Annotated in this window: 17 protein-coding genes and 3 pseudogenes; 16 read left to right on the top strand and 4 right to left on the bottom strand. The window is 68.5% G+C overall.

Annotated features, from left to right (window positions below; all coding sequences use genetic code 11):
* Positions 1–414 precede the first annotated feature (414 nt).
* The 4 genes and pseudogenes from ACWFQ8_RS31905 (at position 415) to ACWFQ8_RS31890 (ending at position 4,718) form a co-directional block, all read left to right on the top strand.
* Positions 415–2,058 carry a LamG domain-containing protein gene (locus ACWFQ8_RS31905; RefSeq protein WP_453789770.1) on the top strand — a complete coding sequence of 548 codons (1,644 nt, stop codon included), beginning with the start codon at positions 415–417 and terminating at the stop codon, positions 2,056–2,058.
* Positions 2,059–2,518: 460 nt separating this feature from the next.
* Positions 2,519–3,421, top strand: coding sequence for an endonuclease/exonuclease/phosphatase family protein (locus ACWFQ8_RS31900; protein WP_453789769.1), 903 nt, complete (start codon positions 2,519–2,521; stop codon positions 3,419–3,421).
* A 640-nt stretch (positions 3,422–4,061) separates the two neighbouring features.
* Positions 4,062–4,275 (top strand): annotated as a pseudogene (locus ACWFQ8_RS31895) (IS5/IS1182 family transposase); the annotation flags it as partial.
* A gap of 74 nt (positions 4,276–4,349) precedes the next feature.
* On the top strand, positions 4,350–4,718 hold the full coding sequence (locus ACWFQ8_RS31890; protein ID WP_453789768.1) for an FAD-dependent oxidoreductase: 369 nt from the start codon (positions 4,350–4,352) through the stop codon (positions 4,716–4,718).
* Positions 4,719–4,763: 45 nt separating this feature from the next.
* On the opposite strand, the gene ACWFQ8_RS31885 is transcribed toward ACWFQ8_RS31890, so the two are convergent.
* Positions 4,764–5,108: a hypothetical protein gene (locus tag ACWFQ8_RS31885; RefSeq protein ID WP_453789767.1), complete on the bottom strand. Its 345-nt coding sequence runs from the start codon at positions 5,106–5,108 to the stop codon at positions 4,764–4,766.
* Between the two features lie 584 nt (positions 5,109–5,692).
* Between ACWFQ8_RS31885 and ACWFQ8_RS31880 the strand changes: the two genes are divergently transcribed.
* Positions 5,693–6,106, top strand: coding sequence for a hypothetical protein (locus ACWFQ8_RS31880; protein WP_453789766.1), 414 nt, complete (start codon positions 5,693–5,695; stop codon positions 6,104–6,106).
* 158 nt (positions 6,107–6,264) lie between these two features.
* Here ACWFQ8_RS31880 and ACWFQ8_RS31875 read toward each other — a convergent pair whose 3' ends face one another.
* Positions 6,265–6,696, bottom strand: coding sequence for an IS3 family transposase (locus ACWFQ8_RS31875; protein ID WP_453789765.1), 432 nt, complete (start codon positions 6,694–6,696; stop codon positions 6,265–6,267).
* Between the two features lie 83 nt (positions 6,697–6,779).
* Positions 6,780–7,061 carry a transposase gene (locus ACWFQ8_RS31870; protein WP_453789764.1) on the bottom strand — a complete coding sequence of 94 codons (282 nt, stop codon included), beginning with the start codon at positions 7,059–7,061 and terminating at the stop codon, positions 6,780–6,782.
* 87 nt (positions 7,062–7,148) lie between these two features.
* Between ACWFQ8_RS31870 and ACWFQ8_RS31865 the strand changes: the two genes are divergently transcribed.
* The 10 genes and pseudogenes from ACWFQ8_RS31865 to ACWFQ8_RS31820 all read left to right on the top strand — a co-directional run bounded on the left by ACWFQ8_RS31865 (position 7,149) and on the right by ACWFQ8_RS31820 (position 20,686).
* Complete coding sequence (locus ACWFQ8_RS31865) at positions 7,149–7,361, top strand: hypothetical protein (protein ID WP_453789763.1); 213 nt, start codon at positions 7,149–7,151, stop codon at positions 7,359–7,361.
* 181 nt (positions 7,362–7,542) lie between these two features.
* Complete coding sequence (locus tag ACWFQ8_RS31860; RefSeq protein ID WP_453789762.1) at positions 7,543–7,932, top strand: hypothetical protein; 390 nt, start codon at positions 7,543–7,545, stop codon at positions 7,930–7,932.
* Between the two features lie 441 nt (positions 7,933–8,373).
* Positions 8,374–8,580 (top strand): annotated as a pseudogene (locus ACWFQ8_RS31855) (hypothetical protein); the annotation flags it as partial.
* Between the two features lie 969 nt (positions 8,581–9,549).
* Complete coding sequence (locus ACWFQ8_RS31850; RefSeq protein ID WP_453789761.1) at positions 9,550–10,920, top strand: PP2C family protein-serine/threonine phosphatase; 1,371 nt, start codon at positions 9,550–9,552, stop codon at positions 10,918–10,920.
* On the top strand, positions 10,917–11,288 hold the full coding sequence (locus ACWFQ8_RS31845) for an STAS domain-containing protein (RefSeq protein WP_453789760.1): 372 nt from the start codon (positions 10,917–10,919) through the stop codon (positions 11,286–11,288). The genes ACWFQ8_RS31850 and ACWFQ8_RS31845 overlap by 4 nt, the downstream gene beginning before the upstream one ends.
* 844 nt (positions 11,289–12,132) lie before the next feature.
* On the top strand, positions 12,133–12,705 hold the full coding sequence (locus ACWFQ8_RS31840) for a replication-relaxation family protein (RefSeq protein WP_453789759.1): 573 nt from the start codon (positions 12,133–12,135) through the stop codon (positions 12,703–12,705).
* Positions 12,706–13,025: 320 nt separating this feature from the next.
* Positions 13,026–13,499 (top strand): hypothetical protein, encoded by a 474-nt coding sequence (locus ACWFQ8_RS31835; RefSeq protein ID WP_453789758.1) that lies wholly within the window; start codon positions 13,026–13,028, stop codon positions 13,497–13,499.
* A gap of 1,533 nt (positions 13,500–15,032) precedes the next feature.
* Positions 15,033–15,212: pseudogene (locus tag ACWFQ8_RS31830) on the top strand (DUF6531 domain-containing protein); the annotation flags it as partial.
* A 216-nt stretch (positions 15,213–15,428) separates the two neighbouring features.
* Positions 15,429–20,489, top strand: coding sequence for an FG-GAP-like repeat-containing protein (locus ACWFQ8_RS31825; RefSeq protein WP_453789757.1), 5,061 nt, complete (start codon positions 15,429–15,431; stop codon positions 20,487–20,489).
* Positions 20,462–20,686, top strand: coding sequence for a hypothetical protein (locus ACWFQ8_RS31820; RefSeq protein ID WP_453789756.1), 225 nt, complete (start codon positions 20,462–20,464; stop codon positions 20,684–20,686). The genes ACWFQ8_RS31825 and ACWFQ8_RS31820 overlap by 28 nt, the downstream gene beginning before the upstream one ends.
* 603 nt (positions 20,687–21,289) lie before the next feature.
* Here the strand turns inward: ACWFQ8_RS31820 and ACWFQ8_RS31815 are convergent.
* Positions 21,290–22,098, bottom strand: a protein-coding gene (locus ACWFQ8_RS31815; RefSeq protein WP_453789755.1) for an IS5 family transposase whose coding sequence is annotated in 2 segments (ribosomal slippage) — positions 21,290–21,759 and positions 21,759–22,098 — 810 coding nt in all. Because the reading frame shifts where the segments join, the coding sequence is not laid out codon by codon here.
* A gap of 109 nt (positions 22,099–22,207) precedes the next feature.
* Here ACWFQ8_RS31815 and ACWFQ8_RS31810 point away from each other — a divergent pair.
* On the top strand, positions 22,208–22,426 hold a 219-nt coding region (locus ACWFQ8_RS31810), incomplete at its 3' end, for a transposase (RefSeq protein WP_453789754.1).

Below are 22,426 nucleotides of genomic sequence, written 5' to 3'. Positions count from 1 at the left end.
CCAGCCGCCAGGCTATTGCCCTCAAAGATCCGCCCGACCGTGTCGGCGTCGTCGTAAACAGTGAGGAAGTCGTCGCCCTGCAGGTAGTACTGGCAGTACGAGACAAACATGCGATCCGAATCCCACCGTGTGCAGCTCATTCGCCGGATCATGCCCTGCCCCACTGACACCCCTCGAACAACCCTACAAAGATGATCTACGGCTACGAAAATCTTGCCAGAGCCACTCACAGGAGTACGCCGACAGGCCGGCGGTGACAGCGGCGAGATCCCGTTCCGTTCCTTCGCAGTACCCCACTTGGGGCCTTCGTCGCGCTGTAGGAGATCAGGGTTCCGGCACAGACCTTTCTGGAGCGGCTCGAACCCCGCTCGACCGTTGAGGTGCCTTGTGGTCTCAACACGCAGCGCCTGCCGTGTGATCCGCGTTGAAGGACAGGCCAGCGCCTGTTCCCGTGGTCCGTCCGCCCGTGATGCCGTCGACGTCCGCTCCTGGCAGCAGCTGAAGGAACAGCCCGTAAACTCTGGCTTCGAACTCGGTTTGATCTTGGGGGGCAGGAAAATGTTAAGCAGACGAGGTCTGTTGGGCGGGGCGGCCATTGCGGGGGCCGGGGCGCTTGTGGGTGTGGCGCGGACCGCGGGGGTGGCCGAGGCTGCGGAGACGCTGACTACTCCCTTCACGCCGGTCTCGGTACCGCATTTGGTGCAAGCCGAGCAGATGGTCCAGTACCAGCGCATGCTGGCCGCCGGATACCTGCCGGCCGGCCTGACGGGTCATTGGCCGCTGGACGGCAACGGCGCAGACCGGTCGGGTTTCGAGCGGTCCGTCGCGCTGGGTTCGGGCGCGAGCTGGACGAAGCTGCGCGCGGGTGGCGAGCTGAGTTTCGACGGCTCCTCCGGGGCGTACGCGTCCACGACCACCGTGCTCGACACCACGGCCCCCTTCACCGTCGCCGCATGGGTGCGCCTGTCCGACGATCCCGCGAACCCGGCGCCGCTGGACGCGAACCCCTACACGGCGGTCAGCCAGGACGGCGTTAAGACCAGCCGCTTCCTGCTGATGTACGACGACATCGCCCGGAAGTGGGCGTTCAAGGTGCGCAGCGAGGACCAGAAGGCCAAGGCAGAGGTGTTCGCGACGACCCCTGTCGTGCCCGGCCAATGGGTTCACCTGACTGGCGTGTGGGACAAGGGCAACCTCCGGATCCACGTCGATGGCGTCCAGGAGGGCAGCGGCACGGACGTGACGATCGCCTGGGCCGCTACCCAGGGGTTCAATATCGGACGGGCCAAGTGGGATGGTGCACCGGCGAACCGGTGGCACGGCAGCATCGATGACGTCCGCTCGTACAACAGGGCGCTGACGGCCGATGAGATATCCGTCATCAGTGGGAAGACGGCCCGGCACAACAACGCCTATCTCATCGGCGAAACACCCGAGGTCGTCTGGGGCTCGCCCGCCGATCCCACGACGTGGATCGCCCGCGCCCGGTGTTCGTCATTCATCACCAGGGTGCTCCGCCAGACCTACCCGGCGTGGGCCGCGACCACCGGAACGTACTTCAAGGACCACTTCGGTGACGCCGGCCCGGAGGCCGCGGACTACCGCGTCGGCTTCGACGCCGACCCCGGACCCCACTTCAAGAAGATCCGCAAGGTGGCCGACCTGCAGCCGGGCGATCTCATCGCGGTGGACTATCAGGGCGCCGTCCCGAACAACACCGGGCACATCGTCATGGTCCGCGAGGTCAAGGGCGTCTTCACAGGGTCGGTGAATCTCCCGAACCAGACCCAGTACGCGGTCGAGGTCATCGACAGCACAGCCGCACCCCATGGTGTCTTCGGCCTGTCCACCTACGAGCCCTACCCCGACTCGAGGATGGTCGACAATCTCGACGAATCCCGGTCGTTGAACTTCAAGGGCGTCGGCATCGGACACATGATGTTCTACGCATCGAACGCGACCGGCGAGTTCTCAGCGTACCGCTGGAGCGTCAACTCCGGGTCGGACAAGACGTACGCCACCTCGGCCCGCCCGATCTCCGCCGCCCGCGTCGTCTGACCCTTCGCCACCCCCGGGATTTCGAGCGCCTCTCGCACAGAGCGAGCTGCCTAGAACGCCCGGATCATGGCTGCGGGAACCTCGGGGGCAGACACCCGGGGGCCCCGCAGCCGTAGGTCGAAGTCGACCTCTCATGTCCGCCGCGGACATGCACCAGACGCGGTACGTCGACTAGTTCGACGCAGTCTCCAACCGTGATACCGCTGATCAGTCCGCCCTTGCAGGCGAGACGGATCAAACGACCCCGCGGCGCTGGCCGTCGGGGTCGTCATGAACACAGAAAATGACCGCATTTCGCGGGTTTTCTATGCCTCCAACGACGGGCGGCGCTGCGGGCCCTGCGCACCTATCGGGCAGCGGAATCACATCCCGCCATCCTGCTTGGTGCTCTCGGCCGGTGACAGCGAGCTGTGCGCCGCTTGCGCGTACCTGGCCACACGCAAAGAGAGATCCGGTAACCGTGTCCACATTTTTGCTGCTCAGAGCCGTCCGACGGGTATTGACCCTGACCGCTGCCGTCCTACTGACGGCCTTCGGCACGGCCGCGTCCGCTCAGGCCGACATCGTCTCGGCGTCGACTGCTCCCTCCGTGCGGATGCTGACCTACAACGCCTGCGGCGCGGCCTGTGATGACCGCGTCTCGAAGGATCAGTGGAGCGAGACGATCAAGACCTCCATGGACAACTGGTCCGCGGACTCCGTCATGCTCACCGAGATCTGCTACGACCAGTACGAAGCCCTGCGCGACAAGCTCACCGGATACGCGCCCGCTTGGTACGCGACGAGCAACGTCAAGGGGTGCGGCGAGTGGGACAAGGACAACCCCGACCTGCGCATCGGGCTGGCGATCTTCGTCAAGACCGCCTCCGTGGAACGGCTGACCTTCGCACTGCCGGCCAACCCGGAGGACGGTAACCCGCGCGGCCTGCTCTGCGCCAAGGGCGCAATCGAGGGACGTACGACGCTGTCCTGCGTGACGCATCTGTCGCACGTCGGCGACGCCGGCCGCCTCGCGCAGGCCAAGGCGGTCCGCGCGAAGGTCGACGAGTGGGCGGGGAACCTGCCCGTGATCCTGGCGGGAGACTTCAACGCAGCCCCCACCAGCGCCGCGATGAGCGAGTTCTACGGATTCCAGGGAGGTACAGGCCGCTACGGGGAGGTCGACGAAAGCGACCAGGACTACTTCACCCCCAACTGCACCGGCACTTACTGCCGCTCCGGAGAGACCACACACGCCAACGGGAAGCTGGACTACATCTTCGTCTCGGCGGACCACTTCCGGAACGTGCAGGGCGACGCCATGGGCAAGGGTGCGAACATGTCCGACCACAACCTCCTTCGAGGCGCCGCGGAGTGGGAGTAAAGGGCGCGCTCTAGAACTCGAAAACTCGGGTGAGAGACGGCCCCATCGAGGATGGGCGCGGTCCTCGCCGGAGACCAGCCGCGCAGCAACTCGTCGCGCAGTAGGGTCTCCGTGGTGACCTCGAAAAGGCAGGGGTGGTAGGCCCGGCTTGGCCACGGCCCACCACCCCCGCAGGGTTCGCTCAGGCCGCCGTTTGCCTCTCGCCTTGAGTAGTACGGCGTCGGAGAGAACGTGATTCGCCGCGCCCAGGCATCACCAGGGACGCCCAGGGGCCGCTATGTCCGCCAGTGACCTGCAAAAGAGTGTCTCCGCAGGATGCGCTGCCGTGCTCCGGGCGCCACAGCCCCCCCGCTCGCCCGCGATATTTCCCGCGGGCGCGCGGTGGGCGCGTGACCGGGAGCAGCCCACCAGCTCAGCGCCGCCACCGGAACCCCCAACGCCAGCGGGTAGATCTGCATCGACGGCAACGACCACCTCGTCGAGCCCGAGGGCACCGTCATCCGCGCCGGCTTGGGGCATTGAGATCTTTCCAACCTGACCGCGATATCGGGCTGTTGGGGATCAAGGGCTGTACGCAACGACGCAGCTCCTGGTAGACGGGTTCTCGACCAAGATCACCCGTGTGTGCCAGGGGCTGCGCGTGTTTGTCTACCCGTCCTCGATCGATCTGTCGAGCAGCACTCTGCGGCTCCTGACCGCGACAGCTCACGGCGGGGCGGGCGGGAGATCGGCACGCGGTGGCGGCGTCTGCCCGTCGCCGCCAGGCCCTGCTCGCTCTGGCCCATCCACGGTGCGGTGAAACCTTCGCCCAGCTCGCCGCGGGGGTCGGCACTGGCATCTTGACCGTCTACCGGGACCTCGGCGCACTATGGGGGAACGGTTCGCGACATCTGGCATCCAAGCGGAAGCTATGGTGCACGCTGGAGTCGTGGTTACCTACGACCACGGTCCGGAGGGCTCGTGGCTGATCGTGTTCTCCGCCAATCCGAAGAAGCTGCGGATGCCCCAGTTCGACGACGTCCAGGGCATGCAGACTGCGCTGCAGCCGTTCCTGCCGGGCGTCGAGGTGGAGAGCATCGTCGGCTGGGACTGGAGCAACGACCCGCTTGCGCTGGGCACGTGGTGCATCTACCGGCCGGGACAGCTGGCGAAGGTGCTGCCGGACCTGCGCACCACCGAAGGGCGGCTGTTCTTCGCGGGCGCCGACTCGGCGAGCGTGTGGCGCGGTTTCATCGACGGGGCGATCGAGAGCGGCTACCGCTCCGCCCGCGACATCGACAACTACCTGACCAGCTGATCACCGGCGGCGGTGCCTGCCGCAGGCCCCGCCACCGTGATCCGGCTAAGGGTCCTCGGCAACGGTCAGGGCGGCGGGAGCGAGCACCCACAGCAGGGCCCGGCCGGTGAGCGGCGTGGTCGCGATGAGGGAGAGGTAGACCTCGGCGACCGATCCGTCGCCCCGCAGGACGTCGAGGTCGCCGGACAGTCGCGACAACAGGAGCAGGACGACGTCGACGATGAGCCATGAGGCCAGGTTGGCGCCGATCCACCACTTCCAGCGTGTGGTGACCTTGCGCAGTACCAGCGACTGCGACAGGCCGAGCAGGGGACCCAGCGCCAGGCTCTGGCTGGCGGCCAGGAGATAGGCCATCGACACGTCCTGGTCCGAGTTCTGGGCGCCGATCACCGCAGGCGGGCTGAGTCTCGCCGGACGCCTCGCGGGCCGCGGGCGCGGGACGGGCCGGCGCGGGAGCACGGCCGGCCTCGGGAACGGCGCCGGCCGCAGGTGCGGCCGCAGACTCGGGCATGGGGGAGAGGGGCAGCGCCGCTCCCGTGCCCGGTCGTGCGGGCTGGGGGTCGACGGGGTGCTTTGTGGTCTTCCGAGACCGCGGCGGGCGAGGCCCCGGCGGGCCGGGTAGGTGCGGGGTGGACGGTGACGCATTCCGAGGCCGCGAGCAGCGCGGTAAGGAGCAGGAGCAGGGACCAGCGACGCGCAGTGCCGCCGCCGTGCCGCACAAGCCCCGCAGGGCGCCTTTGACGGGCCCGTGCGCCCCTCGGATGGATGACGCGACGGCAGTCCTGCAGAGCCGCCTCCGGCTGGGGTATTCCGCAGGGACGGTGTACGCGGTGGGGGGCGGGGTGAGCGGATCGACGCGTGGCCTCTGTGCCGCCTGGTCGTTGATCGTGAGGACCTGCGATACCGACATCGCCAGGGCGAATTGAACCAAGGAGTCCGTCATAGCGCGCATCCGTTCGACCGAGCCGTCCGCCGTGGAAACCGCCCCCGCCCGCCGTGCCGCGTTGCGGTCGGTGCTTGGCGTGGGTGCGCTGTGTCTCGCGCTCCTCGCGGCCGACCCGGCCCATGCCATTTCCGGCACAGGCGAAGCTTCCTTCTACGTGGGCGAGCCGGGGGGTCGATCGTGTGCCGCTGTGCCCGGCACCCTCAACGCGATGGCGGGCATCCCGGTCTTTTCGGACGGCAAGGGCTGCGGCCAATCCATCAAGGTGATCAACACGGACACTTTCCAGTCCGTTGTGGTCGAGGTGGTCGGCGAGTGTGTCGGATGCGGTGTTTCCGACCTCGACCTGAGCTTGGAGGCGTTCGAACGCATCGGCGAGGTGGCCGATGGCAGGGTCGACATCGAGTGGTATTTCGTCGAGGGTCCCAACAACCCCAAGGAGTAGGAATCCGAGGAGTTGGAGCCAGCCCGCTTCCTCTGCGCTTCTGGAGGATGAGACCCGTGGTCCGTGTACATGATCGCTCCATCGAGACTGCCGCGGGTTCGCTCGGCTGCCGCCAGGGCGTCGATGACGAGCTCGGTGCGCATGTGATCGGCGATCGCTCACCCGGCCAGCCGGCGGGAGGCGAGGTCGATGACGGTCGCGAGATAGAGCGGCTTCGCGCCGCTGACCGGCAGGTATGTGATGTCGCCGACGTATTTCGTGTTCACCTCGGCCGCGGTGAAGTCACGTCCGATCAGATCCGGCGCCTTCGGAGCCGCCTGGTCCGCGAGGGTGGTCCGGTGCCGGCGGCGCAGACGGACTCCCTCCAGTCCGATGGTCCGCATGATCCGCGCGACGCGTTTGTGGTTGACTACCGGGCCGCCCTCGTCGCGGAGTTCGGCGGTGATCCTGGGGGCTCCGTAGGTGCCGTCGGAGTCCTGGTGGACCTTGCGTATCCGGGCTGCGAGCCCGGCCTCGGTGATCTGCCGGGCCGCCCTTGCCGCTGCGGTGCGGCGCCAGTAGTAGAAGCTCGAGCGAGAGATACCCAGCATCGAACACAACCGCGTGACGCCGAACCGGCGCTGATGATCTTCAACGAACTGGCAGCGGTTCACTAGCGCGTCTCCCCTGCGAATTACCGGGCCGCCTTGCGGAGAATGTCGCGCTGTTCCTCCAGCTCGCGGATCCTCTTCCGGGCCGCGGCCAACTCCGCCTGAACGTCGTCACCGCTGGCTTGCGAGGCGGCCGGCTGTGTCGAGTGGGAGCCGGGGCGGCGCCCGTCGGCAGCCCGGATCCAGTTCCGCAGCGTCTCGGTGTTCACCCCGAGATCAGCGGCGACCGACTTGATCGTCGCTCCCGGCCTCGACCGGTACAACGCGACCGCGTCCGCCTTGAACTCGGCGGGGTAGTGCTTCATCCCCACGGGGACTCCGTTCTCCTGGACCATCAAGATCCAAGTCTCTCTGGCCAAAATCCGGGGTCAAGGCCCGGGAGACTAGGGATCATGACCGACCGTCGACCGCTCTCGCTGCCCGTCTTCTCCGAGCCCGATTCCGACGCTCCCGTACCCGCCCAGGCGGGTGGGCGCCGGCTGATGCCGGTCGAGCAGGGCGCCGATTTCCGTCAGCCGCCCGGCGAGACCGAGCCCGCGCCCGCCCCGGCCCGACGTCCGCTCGCCCCCGGCCTCACCTTCTCAGACCCGGACCGCCATATCTGAGCGCTACCACCACGGGTTGCGCCACGTCCAGGACCAGCTCACCACCTAGCCCCACCGCCCGGGGTGGCAGCGCCTCCACCTGGACAGTGGTCGTAGCCGGCCCGGCTCCCGCCTCGGATATCGTGTTCCTCTACGGGGTGCCATAACGGATGTGACGCCCCCCACCGGAGGTAGTCAGCGTATGAGTTCAAAGCGCAGCAAGAATCCAGCCCTGCCCGTACTTGACGACGCATTCCGACTCGCGTCGGTCAAGGACGCCGAAGAGTCCACCCGTGACTTGGCCGCGCGGCTGGCCACCGCCGAGCTGCGCCGCGTTTCCCACCCGGGCCGGGTCACCTGGGAGCCCACCGATCAGGCCGAGCCCGTACCGGTCCCGCCGACTGTGGTCGACGGTGACGGGGACCTGTGGCTGCGGGACCGGGGCACTGGCACCTGGACCATGCCCGAGTTCAACCCGAAGGAATTCCCGGCCCGTTGTGGCGAGGTTCTGACGTGGAACCAGCTTGCCCGCGAGTTCGGCCCGCTGACCGCACTGGCCGACGACCGCCGCATCGGCGGCGGCCGGCGCTGACCGCGCAGCCTTCTGGGATGACCGCGCCCCTGAAGCGCCCGTTACGGGTAGCTTAAGAGCTCCAGCTCACCGCCGAGCTCGACGATGGCGGCGAGGTGAGCGTGGTGGTCGGTCACGATGTCTCCATGTTGCGGCCGGATACGCTCGCAGACCGCGCACACCCGGGCCCCGGTCGCAACCGGCTGGATGCAGCCTCTGCTGCGCGGCCTCCCGGTCACCGCCCAGCAACTTCGCGAGGACCGAATCCTCGAAGAGGCCGCCGTCACCGGCGCTGATCAGCAGCACCTATGCGCGGTGTTCAACATCACTCCGGAGACCGGACTCCGCTACACCCGCTTCTTCCACCCCGCCCCCACGGACAGCGACGACAAGGCCGTGCTGCGCCCCCTGACCCGCAACCGGTGCCACCCCGTACCAGCGGGCCCGCCTCGCCGCCGGTGGCGGCCCCGGAAGCCGAAGTCCATCAAGGCGAAGAAGGCGGAGCTGGCCAAGCAGCGCAAGCGGCTCAAGGCGGCCGGAGTACGCCGGTTCTACGGCGCCCAGGCGCGCCGGCCCCGGCCCCGGCAGAACCGCATCGGCAGCGCCGCCGCGCGCCGCGATGCCCGCGCCCTGTCCCGGATGCGGCACTCGAACGCCTGGCTGTGGTGACGATGCCGGGCATCGTCCACCGAGTGGACCGCCCGATGTCGAACCGGGTGGAGCCCATCGAGTGGGCTCCACCCGGTGAACTCCACCGAGTGGGTGCCACTCCACTCAGTGGACTCCACCGGATGGAGTCCACTGCGGTGCGCACCGATTGACGGTGGGCTGACGATGGAGAGGCGCACCGGGTGGGATCCGGCCGGTGCGGGGTGGGCGGCGATGGCCTGGCCCACTCCGACCGCCTCCAGCTGGCGCAGGACCTCGGCCACGTCCTCGTGGTCGTCGGTGAGGAACTGCACGACGAAGTCGACAACGGAACGGGCGATGCCTTCCGCCGCGTCCGGCCCGGCCTGCGCCCACGTCCGCAAGGAGGCCACCAGGACCCGCCCAAGGGCCTCCAGGGCGAAGGTCTCCGTGGACGGCTCGCCCGCCTCCGGGTCGGGCAGGGCGGTGACGGGGACGACGATCCGCTCGACGACGTCGACGAGCAGCTCGGCCATCCGCGGCTCGGGGCCGGCGAACTCGCGGGCGGCTTCGACGTCATCGGCCTGGACGGCCCGGAGGTAGCTGAACGCGCTGATCGCCGCGTGCGGGGTCATCGGGGCGAGCGGCGCGGTGGTGTCGGGCATGTCGGCTCCTTGTGTACGGGCCACCTCGCTGTTCGAGGCGGCCTCGAAACCGAGCATCGGTTCGGGGCCCTGTGGACAGAGTCCGGTGCCGGAGGGGGGAGAAGTCTCCGCCCCGGACCGGTGTGACCACGCAGCACAGTTGGCAAATCAGCACGCTTGCCGGCAAATGCTGCTGAGGCTGCTCCCGTGGATACTCTGCGGATTGGTTTCTGACGCCGGGAGGCCGGTCTAGGCTGCGACGGTCGTTGGCCACCAAGGCCGGCGCGCCAAGGAAAGGCAATCGATGCCGCAAGCGCGACATGCGACCGGCCCGACGGACACGCCGCGCCGGCGAACGCTCAGTGCGGTGGAAGAAGCGGCCCGGATGGACGCGGTGCGCCGCTACGACATCCTCGACACCCCGCCCGACGGCGCGTTCGACCGGGTGGCGGCGATGGCGGCCCGGCTGTTCACGGTGCCGGTGGCGAGCGTGACGATCGTCGACGAGGACCGGATCTGGTTCAAGGCCGCCCACGGTTTGGAAGGCGTCAGCGAGATCGGCCGAGAGCCGGGCCTGTGCGGCTCGGCGATCCTCGCCGACGACACGCTGGTGATCCCTGACACTCTCACCGACCCCGTCGCCTTCAACAACGGCCTGGTCACCGGGCCGATGGCGGTCCGTTTCTACGCCGCCGCGCCGATCATCACCCGTGACGGGCATCGGCTGGGCACCGTCAACATCCTCGACACCAAGCCTCGCCTGATCACCGAGGACGACACCGCCACCCTCGCGGACCTGGCCGCGATCGTGCTCGACGAGCTGGAGATGCGCCTGGCGGCCTTGAACGCCCTGCGCACCGAGCAGGAGCGGCGCATCGAGCAGGAGGAGGCCCGCGAGCGCGCGGAGCGCGACATGGCCGCCATCCAGGCGTTCGCCTCCACCCTCCAGCGCACCCTGCTGCCGCCGGCACTGCCGGTAGTACCGGGCCTGGAGCTGGCCTGCCACTACGCCACCGCCTCCCCGCAGAACGTGGGCGGCGACTTCTACGACGTCTTCCCCCTCGACGGCACCAGGTGGGCGTTCTTCCTGGGAGACGTGTGCGGCAAGGGCCCCGAAGCCGCCGCCCTGACCTCCCTGACCCGCTACACCCTGCGCGCCGCAGCCCTGATCGACCCCGACCCCGAAAATGTCCTCACCGCCCTGAACACGGCGCTGCTGCTGGACCCGGCCGTCGGCACCCGGTTCTGCACCGCTGTCTTCGGCGTCCTCGAACCGCACGAGGAGGAAGGGTTCACCGTCACGGTGGCCACCGGCGGGCACCCCCCGGCCTATCACCTGCGCGGGCAGGGGACAGTCGAAGCGGTGCAGCCCAAGGGCGGCATGCTCATCGGCGCCATCGCCGGCGCACACTTCGCCTCCCACAGCATCCACCTCGCCCCGGGCGAAGGACTGCTCCTCTACACCGACGGGCTGACCGAGGCCCGCACCCTGGGCGGAGAAATGATCGGAGAAGAGGGCCTGACCCGTTTCCTCTCCGCGCGCACCGGGCCCGTCAGCGCGGCGGCGGTCATAGGCGACACCGTCGACTTCCTCGACGCCATGCCCCACGGGGTCGGTGACGACGTCGCCCTGCTGGCCCTGTCCGTCCCCCTCGCCGACGCCGCGGACGGCCTCACCGCGACCGCCACCGCCTACACCATCGCCCCCGCCGGCGAGACGCCGGAGAGACGCCCGTGACCGACTTCCGCCTCACCGCACAGCACACCGAGGGCGACCTCGCCCTGGCCCACGTTGCCGGGGAACTCGACATCGACACCGCCCCCCACCTGCGCGCCCAGGCACTGGCCCTGATCGAACAAGGCCACCGCCATCTGATCCTGGACCTCGGGGCCGTCACCTTCTGCGACTCCTCCGGCTTCAACGCCTTGGTCGGCATCTTCCGCTGCGCCAACACCGTCGACGGCACCCTGGTCCTCGCCGCCGTCCCCGACCGCCTCCAGCGGATGCTGAACCTCACCGGCCTCCACACCCTGCTGCCCGCCCACCCCACCACCGCCCACGCCCTCGTCGCGCACACCCGCAGCCCAGACACGGCCACCGCGTAACCCCCTTGCGGTGTCCGTCCATCCGGGCGGGCGCTTCTCACGGACCTGCGCAACCTCCTGCCGGACCGCACCCGAAGGGTCCGGCGGGGCAGATCACTGGCCGGCATGCGTCGTACCAACCAACTACGAAGCGCTACGAGTCGCTGAGCAGGCACAACCGTGCCGTCCCTTGGCAGCAAGCCTGCGTCGTCGCAACCGGCTCCAGGAGTGCGGCGCCGACGGGGCGGCGTGGCGACGGCTGTGACGGAAGGGTGAGGGCAGGCGCGGCTGAGCGGTCGGTCGGGCGGTGTGGTGTCGGCCACGGACAAATCGGCGCGGTCCAGGGGTAGTCAAGGCGAAATCGGACACCCGCGTGGGTGATCGTCAGACCGCGGTCAAGGGGTTCTTCTTCACGGTGGCCCCGGCCCGCGCGCACCTCAGCGTGTGGGCCGGACCTGTCACCGATCCGGCCGCGATGGCCGGAGAACCGCGAGGATCCGATGACCACCGTCCCCACCCCGCACACTCCGACCGCCCCTGCTGGCACAGCCGCGACGGCGGGCCCCGCTGTGAGCCCTGCGGCGAGCCCTGCGCCCAGCCCCGCAGCCGTCGGCCGCCGCCTGAGCGTTGTCGCTGATCAGAACCCCAATCCGGCTGCCCCGGCCGGTTGCAACTCCTCTTCTCCCCGTACTGATGTACCTGGAGAAGCGTCCCGGGCCCGGAAGGCAGCGGTGGCGAAGGCCGGCGCGGACATCCGAGGCGAGGTCCTGCTGACCCTCGCCCAGCTGCGCCTGGCCACCCCCCCCGCCAGCTGAAGGCCCTGCTGCTGCCGCACCAGCAGGGCACCGACCACGTACGCCGCGCTTTGCGCAACCTCCAGGGCGAATCCCCGGCCCTGGTCGGCCGGACCCACCGCGCCCAGCAGAGCTACTGGTACTGCACCCCGGCGGGTCTCGCCGAAGCCGCGGCTTCCGGTGAGCTCGCGCCGACGGTCGGCCGGACCACCGGCAGGCGCGCGGCCAGCAAGACCGGCCTGCGCGAGCACGGCCTCGCCCTGGTCGACACTGTCGTCGCCTTCCACCAAGCGCAGGTAGCCGACCACGCGGACTGGCAGGTGGAAGTCGCCCACCCCACCCCCGCCGGGAACCTGGTCCCCGACGGCGTGGTGCTCCTGGCAAGCGGCTCCAGCGCGTTCGTGGAGATCGACCGCACGATGTCCTACGCCCGCCTGATCGCCAAACTGGAGCGCTACGACGCCTACCGCAACGCCCCGGCATCCGGCCGCGGCAACGCCGGCCGCGCCCCGCACAGCCACTGGCAGGAGACCTACGCCGGCCCGTCCCTGGAGCGGCCGTTCCCGCCGGTGCTGTTCGTCTTCGCCCCGGCCCCACGCCGCGCTCACCCAGGACGCTGCCGCCCGCCGCCGCGCCGTCGCTGACCGTCTCCAGCAGACCGGGCAACCGTCCATGGAAGAGGTCCACCCTGCCGATCAGCAGCAGCCGCACCACACCGCCCGGCCCGACCAGGACAAGGGACCCCGGCTGCAATCGGTAGAGGATGCCAACCGGCCAGGGCGTGGCCGATCTGCGACTTCACCCGCAAGTCCCGGCAGGCCGGACTGAGAATCAGGACGTTGGTACCCGGCACGGGAGGAACCTTGACCGGCCTGTACGAACCGTTGGAACCCCTCGACACTTACCCGGACGAACTGCCGCCGCCCCACCAGCGTGGCGACGTGAACCTGGTGGGCTGCTCAGCATGGCCGACGACCTCGCCCGTGGCCTGTCCGCGCTGAAGATCCGGGTGCAGCCCCACGACCCGAAGACCTCCCTCGTCAGCCCTGAGAAGGCCCGCGAGAACACGGAGAAGGAAGTCGACCGGCTCCTGGCCACGGCCGCCTACCTTCAGCGCCATGCCCACGCCGCGGTGCTCGGGCGGTGCGTGCTCGGTGCGGACTCCAAGGAGGACTGCTCCAACGAGGGCGCCAACCTCCAGCTCAACGTCTGGGACGACACCACGCGCCAGGACATCGTCGAAGACGGCACCACCGGCTGCGTCGCCCACACGGTCGAAGCCGCCTGTCGGACCATGGCCGACCCCGCCAGCCACAAGATCCTGCTCGCCTTCGTCCGCGACGACGAAGGCACCGCCGTCTCCCGCGCCCTCGGTCTCGGACCGGACGATGCCGCGCAGTTCTTCGACCGCAGCCTGGTCCTGCGCCCCGAACACTGACGACGTCCAGGGTGGGAGTGGAGCCCATCGCGGCGGTGCGGACCGGGGCGGAGAGTGGAGTCCGCTCCGTGCAAAGCATGCACTTGTTGCCCCGTGGGCCTGGGTCACGGACGGGTGGTGAACCGGGCATCGGGCAGTTTGCGCAGCCAGCCGCGATCGGCGAGCCTGACCAGCTTGTAACTCTTCCCGCAGGAACACGAAGGTGTCAGGCACGACATCCCCATCGCTCACACACGCACCCTCCCTCACGAGGTACGCCGACACCCATCAACGACCCCTGGGCCGACGGGATGCCAAATGCCCGGCGAGACCAGCACATCGGACGAAAAAGCGCCGGAGAAGTTGACCAGCCGGACCGCTCACAACCGAAGTCGCTGTGGACGTCGAGCGATCACATCCGTGGAACGCGGCGGACACCGGCGCGTACCGCCGCCAGCCGGCGTGCGCATGATCCGCAGCGGGTCGAGGACTGGTCGCTGGCGCTGACTGGCGCCCCGGTCAGTCGGCAGTGCGCCGTTCGCCGTCGAGGTGGGCCATGGCGAAGCCGAGTTCCTCCGGATGCCGGTCCAGGCGGGCCATCACCCACGCGGTAACGGGCGTCTATGCCCTCCCCGAAGTCGGCTGCCAGACGCCGCGCCCGCCACGTCGTCCGTGGGGCGAGCCCCCACCGTACGAGCGGGAACCGGACCCGGACCGTGCCGGCGGTCGTCGATCCCACCCCGCCAAGGGGATTCTCGGAGGGGACGTCGGGGATGTTCGGATCGGCCATGATCGCGAGTCTGGCGACAGCCACGTCACCGCGGGGGCCGTCAGGTCGGAGATCACCGAAACGAGCGCTGCCGCTGAACAGGGTTGAGCCACGCGCTGTGGCCTTTCGTTGATCTTTGCAAGCTGGTCAGCGTCGGGGCGGGCCCGAGAACGCCGTCGTTCAGCGCGAGGGGCTTCCAGCGATGAGAGCTCGTAAAAGGACCTTGAACATGGTTGCCCGATGGCCGGGGCGACGGTTTACGGGGTGTTGCCTCTGTAGTGAATCAGGACAGTGGCCGAAACCGCGCCTGGATTCCGGTATCCGTCATTCCGTACAGGTCAGGGCTGGGTCGCTCGGCTTCGGTGTCGGCAACGGTCGGCCGTGGCGCGTTTGTTGGATTTGGTGTGCTCTGCGCTCGCCTTCGACCGTGGGTTCGGTAGCGCTTCCGCGAGGTGTGGGTTTCAAGCCGTTCGGGGATCGCGGCGGCCTTCCGTTCCTTGATCGACGAGGGGGCTTGCCTCAAGATTACGAACATATTTGCGCATGTCTGATCGGTGGGCGTGTGGAGTCCGTGGGGGGCTTGTGGTGTTGGCTGTTGTGTCCGCGCGTGTGCGTGTGTTGGTCGTGGTTCTGGCGCTGTCCGTGATCGCGGGTGGTGGCTGGCTGCTGCGGATGCCGACCGGCGAGGGGCCGAGTGACGCGAGCCGTTACGACGGCCCGCAACCGGTTGCGCACCAGAAACCCGTGTCGTTGAAGCAGCGGCAAGAACAGACGCAACAGGCGCGTTCTACGAGACGTTCACCGACGCCCAGATCCCGGCGCCCGGCGTACCGCTGGCGGTCTCCCGGGCGTACTCCTCCGACTACACGGCCACCGGAGCCCTCGGCCAGGGCTGGCAACTGCCCTGGGAGAGCCGCCTGGAGATCAGTGCCGACAAGGCGGTACTCGTCGGCGAGGGCGGAGCCCGCCACACCTACACCAAGTCCGGGACGACCTTCACCGCACCGGCCCAGGCCCGCTCCACCCTCACCGCGGACGGCAGCGGCTACAAGCTCACCACCCCGGACCAGCGCGCCTACACCTTCAACAGCACCGGCCAGCTCACTGCCGTCAAGGACCGCGGCGGCCGGGGCCTGACCCTCGAATACACCGGCGGCCGACCGACGAAGATCACCGACGCCGTGGGACGCGCTGCCACCCTCGCCTACACGGGAAGCCGGCTCGACACGGTGACGCTGGCCGACGGCCGCATCGTGGACTACGGCTACTCCAACGACCGGCTCTCCAGCGTCAAAGCCCTCGACGGCGCCATCGAGACCTACGGCTACGACGGCTCCGGGCGCCTGAACAAGGTCACCGACGCGGCCGGCAAGGCCGTCGCCACGAACGTCTACGACACGCAGGGCCGAGTCGTGTCGCAGACCGACCCGGCCAACAACATCACCAAGTTCGCGTACTCGAAGAACGGCGAGTTCGACCAGACCGACACCACCGCACCGGACGGCGGAGTCTGGACGGACATCTACTACAAGAACGTCCTGTTCACCCAGATCGACCCGCTGGGGAACAAGAGCTACTACCGCTACGACGCGCGCTTCAACCGCACCAGCGACATCGATGGTGAGGGCCGCAAGACCACCAGGGAGTACTCCGCCACCGGTCAGCTGGCCTACCGAGGCAACCCCGCGTCCAACGAACGCTGGACCTACAACACCGACGGCACCGTCGCCACCCACAAGGGCAGCGTGTACGACACCACCACCTTCGGCTACACCGGCGGCCTGCTGACATCCGTGAAGGACCCGCTCGGCAAAACCTCGACCCTGACCTACAGCGCCACCACCGGCCTGCTGGAGACGAGCACCACCGCACGCGGCAAGACCACCCGCTACGCCTACGACACGCTCGGAAACCTGACGTCGCTCACCACACCGACCGGCGCCAAGACCACCTACACCTACCACCCCTCCGGGCAGGTGAAGACGGTCACCGACCCGCGCGGCAACCTCGCCGGCGCGACCCCCGCCCAATACACGACCAGCTTCACCTACGACGCCGCCGACCGGGTCAAAACCGTCACCGACCCCCGGGGCGGCAAAACGTCGTACGACTACGACGTCCTCGGCCTCCTGCGCAAGGCCACCGACGCCAAGTCCCGTGTGACGCTGTACGACTACGACACCCTGGACCGCCTCACCAAGGTCACCGACCCGGTGGGCAAGACCACGCTCAGCACGTACAACGCGATGAGCCGGCCCGCCACGGTCACCGACCGCACCGGGGCGACGACGAGCTACGAATACGACAAGGCCGGCCGCCAGATCAAGATGGTCACCGCCCGCGGCAACACCAGCGGCGCCGTCAAGGCCGACCACACCTGGACGTACGGCTACGACAAGGTCGGCAACCGCAAGACGGTCACCGACCCCAAGGGCAAGACCACGGCGATCACCTGGAACGCCGACGACCAGGCACTGACCGTCACCGATCCCCTCAACCACACCCGCAAGGTCGACTACGACGGCAACGGCCGCATGACCAAGACCTACGACGGCCTCGGCAACGGCACGATCCTCACCTACGATGCGGCGGGTCGGCTCACCACGTCCGAGACCGCGCGCGACGTCACTACGTACGGGTACGACGACGACGGCAACCTCACCTCGGTGCAGAACCCCGAGGGCGGCCGCACCACCCACGGCTACGACGACGACGGCCGCCGCACCACCAGCGTCGAGCCCCGCGGCAACGCCATCGGAGCGGATCCGGCCAAGTACACCTGGCAGTTCGGCTTCGACGCCGCCGGCCACCCGGTGTCGGTCAAGAACCCGCTGGGCCACCAGCGCACCGCCGGCTTCGACGCACTCGGCAACGTCGCATGGGCCAAGGACGGCCGCGGAAAGCAGACCCTGTTCGAGTACGACGAGCTCGGACGGAACACCAAGGTCACCAACCCCGACGGCGGCATCACCCTCAACGGGTACAACGCGGCGGGGCACCTGGAGACCAGCACCAACGCGAAGCAGCAGGCCACCACCTACGGCTACGACGCCGAAGGCCGCGTCACCTCCGTCAAAAACCCCCTGGGTAAGACCGTCGCCTACGCCTACGACCCCGACGGCAACAGGACCACCACGACCAACGCCCGCGGCCAGAAGATCACCACCACGATCGACGGACGCGGCCTGCCCACCAAGGTCACCTACTCCGACGGCACCCCCACCGTCACCTACACCCACGACGACGCCGGCCGCATCAAGACCGTCGCCGACGCCACCGGCACCCGCACCGCCACCTACAACGACGACAACCGCATCGCCGCCATCACCTCACCGGGCCTCGCCGGCTCCTTCCAGTACGCCTGGAACACCGACGGAACCGTGCGCCAGCGCACCTACCCCGACGGCCGCCGCACCAGCTACACCTACGACCGCAACGACCAGGTCACCGCACAGACCACCGACGGCAAGACCACCGGCTACGCCTACGACCCGGCAGGCAACGTCACCTCGATCACCCTGCCCACCACCACGGCCCGCTCGGAGACACGTACCTACGACGAGGCCGGCCGGCTCAGCTCCCTGACCGCCCCGGCCGCCGGGACCCGGAGCTTCGGCTACGACGAGAACGATCGCCTCGTCCGGGAATCCCCCGCCACCGGCTACCCCACCCGCCGAGGCTACGACGACGCCGGCCGCCTCACCCGCGCCTGCACCGACACCTCCGCCACCTCATGCCTGCCCGGAATCTCGGGCACCACCCACACCTACGACAAGGTCGGCAACACCACCGCGACGATGGACGGCGACCTGCCCGCGGCCTGGTCCAACATGGCCCAGACCGTCAGCGGTGATGTCAACAACGACGGCATCAGCGACATCATCGCCGCCGACAAGCAGGGCACCCTGCACACCTACCTCGGCAGGGCCGACGGCACCTTCGCCCTCGGACAGACCCAAACCGGCAACAGCCCGGCCGGCTTCACCCAGATCCTCCCCATCGAGTACACCGGCGACGGCAACCTCGACATCCTCGCCATCGACAAGACCACCGGCCACCTCTTGCGTTACAACGGCGACGGCAACGGTGGCTTCGCCGCTCCCAACGACCGGGGCCAGGGCTGGGCCGCCATGACCCTGAGCGCGGGCGACTTCAACAAGGACGGCAAGCAGGACTTCCTCGCCGTCAACTCAAGCTCGGACCGTATGTACTTCTACCCCGGCACCGGCGCCGGCGGCTTCGACTTCAGCAAGCGCATCGACTTCGGCACCGGCTGGGGAACCTCCCGCCTCACCCTGCTCGACTACGACGGCGACAGCAAACTCGATGTCCTCGCCGTCAACAACACCGACGGCCACCTGTACTTCCACCCCGGCGACGGCGCCGGCGGCCTCGGCGCACGGGTGGACCGCGGCGGCGGCTGGGCCGCCATGCACCTCGTCCCCGGAGACTTCAACAACGACAACAAGCAGGACTTCCTCGCCGTCGACACCGCCCGCAAGAAGCTGCGCTTCTACCCCGGCAACGGCACCGGCGGCTTCGGTACCTACATCCTCCAGGCCGACGACTGGGCCCCCTACTCCACACCCGCCCCCCTCCGCTTCAGCACGACCGGGAATCTAGGCGTCGTAGCCGCCGACACCTCCGGCCAGCTGCGACTGTGGCAGGGCGACGGCCAGGGCAAGCTCACCGGCGCCGTCCCTGTCAACGGCCGCACCACCAACTCCGCCTACGACACCGGCGACCGGCTGACCTCGACCACCACCGGCACAGAAGCAACCGGCTACACCTACGACGACGACGGCAACCAGCTCACCGACGGCAACGAGACCTACACCTACGACCCCGTCGGCCGTATCAAGACCGCCGCCGTCGGAGCCGACACCTACGCCTTCACCTACGACTCCGACGGCAACCGCACCACCACCAAGAAGAACAACACCCTCACCAGCACCTCCCGCTGGGACATCAACAACCCCCTCGCCCAGCTCGCCACAGACACCGACGCCACCGGCGCCCTGGTCGCCGACTACCAGTACGACCCCGACGGCACCGCCCGCTCCATGGACCGCACCGCCGGCAAGTACTACTTCGCCCAGGACCGCCAGAACTCCGTCTCCACCGTCTACGACGCCGCCGGCACCGACAACTACCGCTACACCTACAACCCCTGGGGCAAGACCACCGGCACCGCCACCGTCACCGGCGGCCAGACCAGCCCCTTCGGCTACACCGGCCAGTACAAGGACCAGACCCTCCCCGACCGCCTCCAACTCCGCGCCCGCTCCTACGACCCCGCCCAACAGCGCTTCACCACCGCCGACCCCGTCTCCGCGCCTCTCGCCAGCCCCAACCGCTCCGCGTACAACTACGCCAACAACGACCCCACCAACCTCTCCGACCCCTCCGGCGCCTGCCCCATGTGCATCGGAGCCGGCATCGGAGCCGTCTTCAGCGCCGGCATCTACGCCTACACCCACCAGGACGACTTCAACTGGCGCGACTTCGCCGCGGCGACAGCCAAGGGCGCCCTCATAGGCGCCGGCGCCGGCTTCCTTGCCCCCGCAGGCGCAGGCCTCGCTGCCACCCTCGGCCTCTCCGGCGGCCGCGCCCTCGCGGTGGCGGCCATCACCGACGCGGGTATCGGCGCCGCCTTCAGCTGGTTCATCAACACCGCACAATGTCAACCCACCACCCCCACCGACCTCCTGATCGGCGCTCTCAGCGGTGGCTTCGCTCCTCTCGTCAAACCTGCTTTGAGCTCACTCAAGAGTGGCATCGCAACCCGATACGGTGTTGCTTCCGAGGGCAACCTGATCAGCAGCCTGCTGTATGGCGCGAGGCCGGGAGTCAACCTGCCAGGCTACGAGGGCGTTGCCATCCCTAGGAGGCCGACTTTTACCGAACTAGAGAATCTTACTGTTAAGCATGGGGTCGAGTTTGCGGTGACATATAAGTACGGCCCCGGAAGGAACGGTGGCGGCGGACAGTACTATCTGCACGCAGGTGGTCAGTCCCATGTCAGGTTCCCCCTTGAGCCTGATCGGATGCTTGTTTATCACACGCATCCGAAAGGCGCGCATAGCCCCAGCGAAGCCGACGAGCGCGTACTGGAATCCCTCGAAAGGCTCGGCTCACCACAGCGCGTATCAGGGATAATACCGGTGGGTGGCTCAGGTAAAGTTCAGCTATTTGACAAGGAGGGCAGTGCGCCATGGCTATGGAAGACGTTTCGACTCTAGCGGATGAATTCGCGTACGTCTGGGACGGTACGGAGAGAGGGTGGGTTCTATTCGGATCTCCTGAAAGGCCGCTGATCTTCAATCGTAACAACCGGCAGGCCCTGGTAATCGAGGACAACGACGTGAACGCTTTCGTTATAGAACGGATGCGTATGGCCGGGATTGATCATTTCCTCGATCCGCCGCAGCCTGAGTAGCGAGAGTGCCCCGGCTTTCCCTGCGGCGGGGAGCCTCAGGTGGGTCTTCGCTTGCAGGGGCTGGAGGAGCACCCGGGCAGCCTGAAGTGCACCGGCTGGCGTGCCCGTCTTCGCGCGCAGGTTCCTGAACCCGCGACGGACCCGGGCCGGCGTGAGCCTGTTCGGCCCCGACGGTCGCTCCCATGGCCTGCGGAGGTCCCGTTCTTCGACACCATCAGGACTGACCTGGTCGACCTCGTGCCCGCGGGGATGGTCCGAGGTCCACGCGGGGCCGGTAGCCGGCTTCCGCGTCGACCCCGCGCCAGCGGGGAACGGTGGGACCCACGGTGACGGTGACCGAGACCGAAAGGATCACGACGACAACCAAGGAGAGCGGGGGAAGACACTGCCCAATTGGCGGTCGCGGGCGCCGCGGTGCTTACGGCGCTGTCCGGCGCGACCACCACCGTGGCCGGAGTACGGAAGGATCGTCGGCGGCCGCGGTCCCGCAGGAGGTAGCCGCACATCCGGCGCTGTCGAGGGTCAGTGAATCTGCGCAGTCGTCAAGCTTCTGACCTGGGGTTGTGCAGTTTGGTTGAGCGGGTTGCCGACTAACTGATCGTTTCAGAATGAGGTTCGGAGGCGGCGGAGGCATATGAGGCTGCAGGCCAGTTCGAGCAGGCCCTGGTGGAGGTCAGCGCGTCGCTCGTAGCGGGTGCGGAGTCGTTTGAACTGGTGCAGCCAGGCGAAGGCGCGTTCGGCTACCCAGCGCACCTTGCCCAGTCCGGAACCGTGGGCGACGCCGCGTCGGGCGATCAGCGGTTTGATGCCGCGCTTCCACAGCAGGCGGCGGTACTTGTCGAAGTCGTAGCCCCGGTCGGCGTACAGGCGTCGGGGCTTGCGGCGGGGACGTCCCCGCCGGCCCCGGATCGGCGGGACGGCGTCGAGTAGGGGCAGGAGCTGGGTGACGTCGTGCCGGTTGCCGCCGGTGAGCATGACGGCGAGCGGGGTTCCGTGGCGGTCGACGATCAGGTGGTGCTTGGAGCCGGGGCGGGCGCGGTCAACGGGTGAGGGGCCGACGTGATCCCCCCTTTGAGGGCCCGGACATGCGATCCGTCCACGGAGCAGTCATCCAGGTCCAGCAGGTCGGCCCGGCGGAGTTCGGTCAGCAGGGCGGCGTGCAGGCGGGGCCAGACGCCGGCCTCGGTCCAGTCCCGCAGCCGGCGCCAGGCCGTTACTCCGGAGCAGCCCACGGTCTCGGTCGGGACGTCGCGCCAGGCAACGCCGGTCCGCAGGACGTACATGATGCCCGCGAGAGCCGCCCGGTCCGGAACGCGAAGTCGCCCGGGATGCCGGCGGCGCCGGTCGGGAGGTGGTGGCAGCAGCGGGGCCACCCGCTCCCACAGGTCGTCAGGAACAAGATCAGCACGCACTGGGACACCCTGCCGACCAAGATCGGCAAGTGCAAGACCCGCAGCTCAATTCATTCTGAAACGATCAGTAAGACCGTGTCCTATGTGGTGAGGCGTCGTTGGTGTCGGTATGGGGCGGGGTACTTGGAGTTGGATTGTTCCGGATGGATTGTGGGAGATCGCGGAGCCGCTGATCCCACCGTCGAAGGTGCGGCCGCAGGGCGGTGGAACACCGGATACGCCTGATGAGACGGTGTTCGCGGCGATCATCTATGTCCTGGTCAGCGGGTGTGCCTGGCGGGCTCTGCCGCCGTGCTTCGGGATATCGAAGTCGACGGCGCACCGACGG

The organism is Streptomyces sp. NPDC055254 (assembly GCF_053606025.1).
Note: the sequence above shows the minus strand (reverse complement) of the source record. Positions and strands in the feature narration are given on the sequence as shown.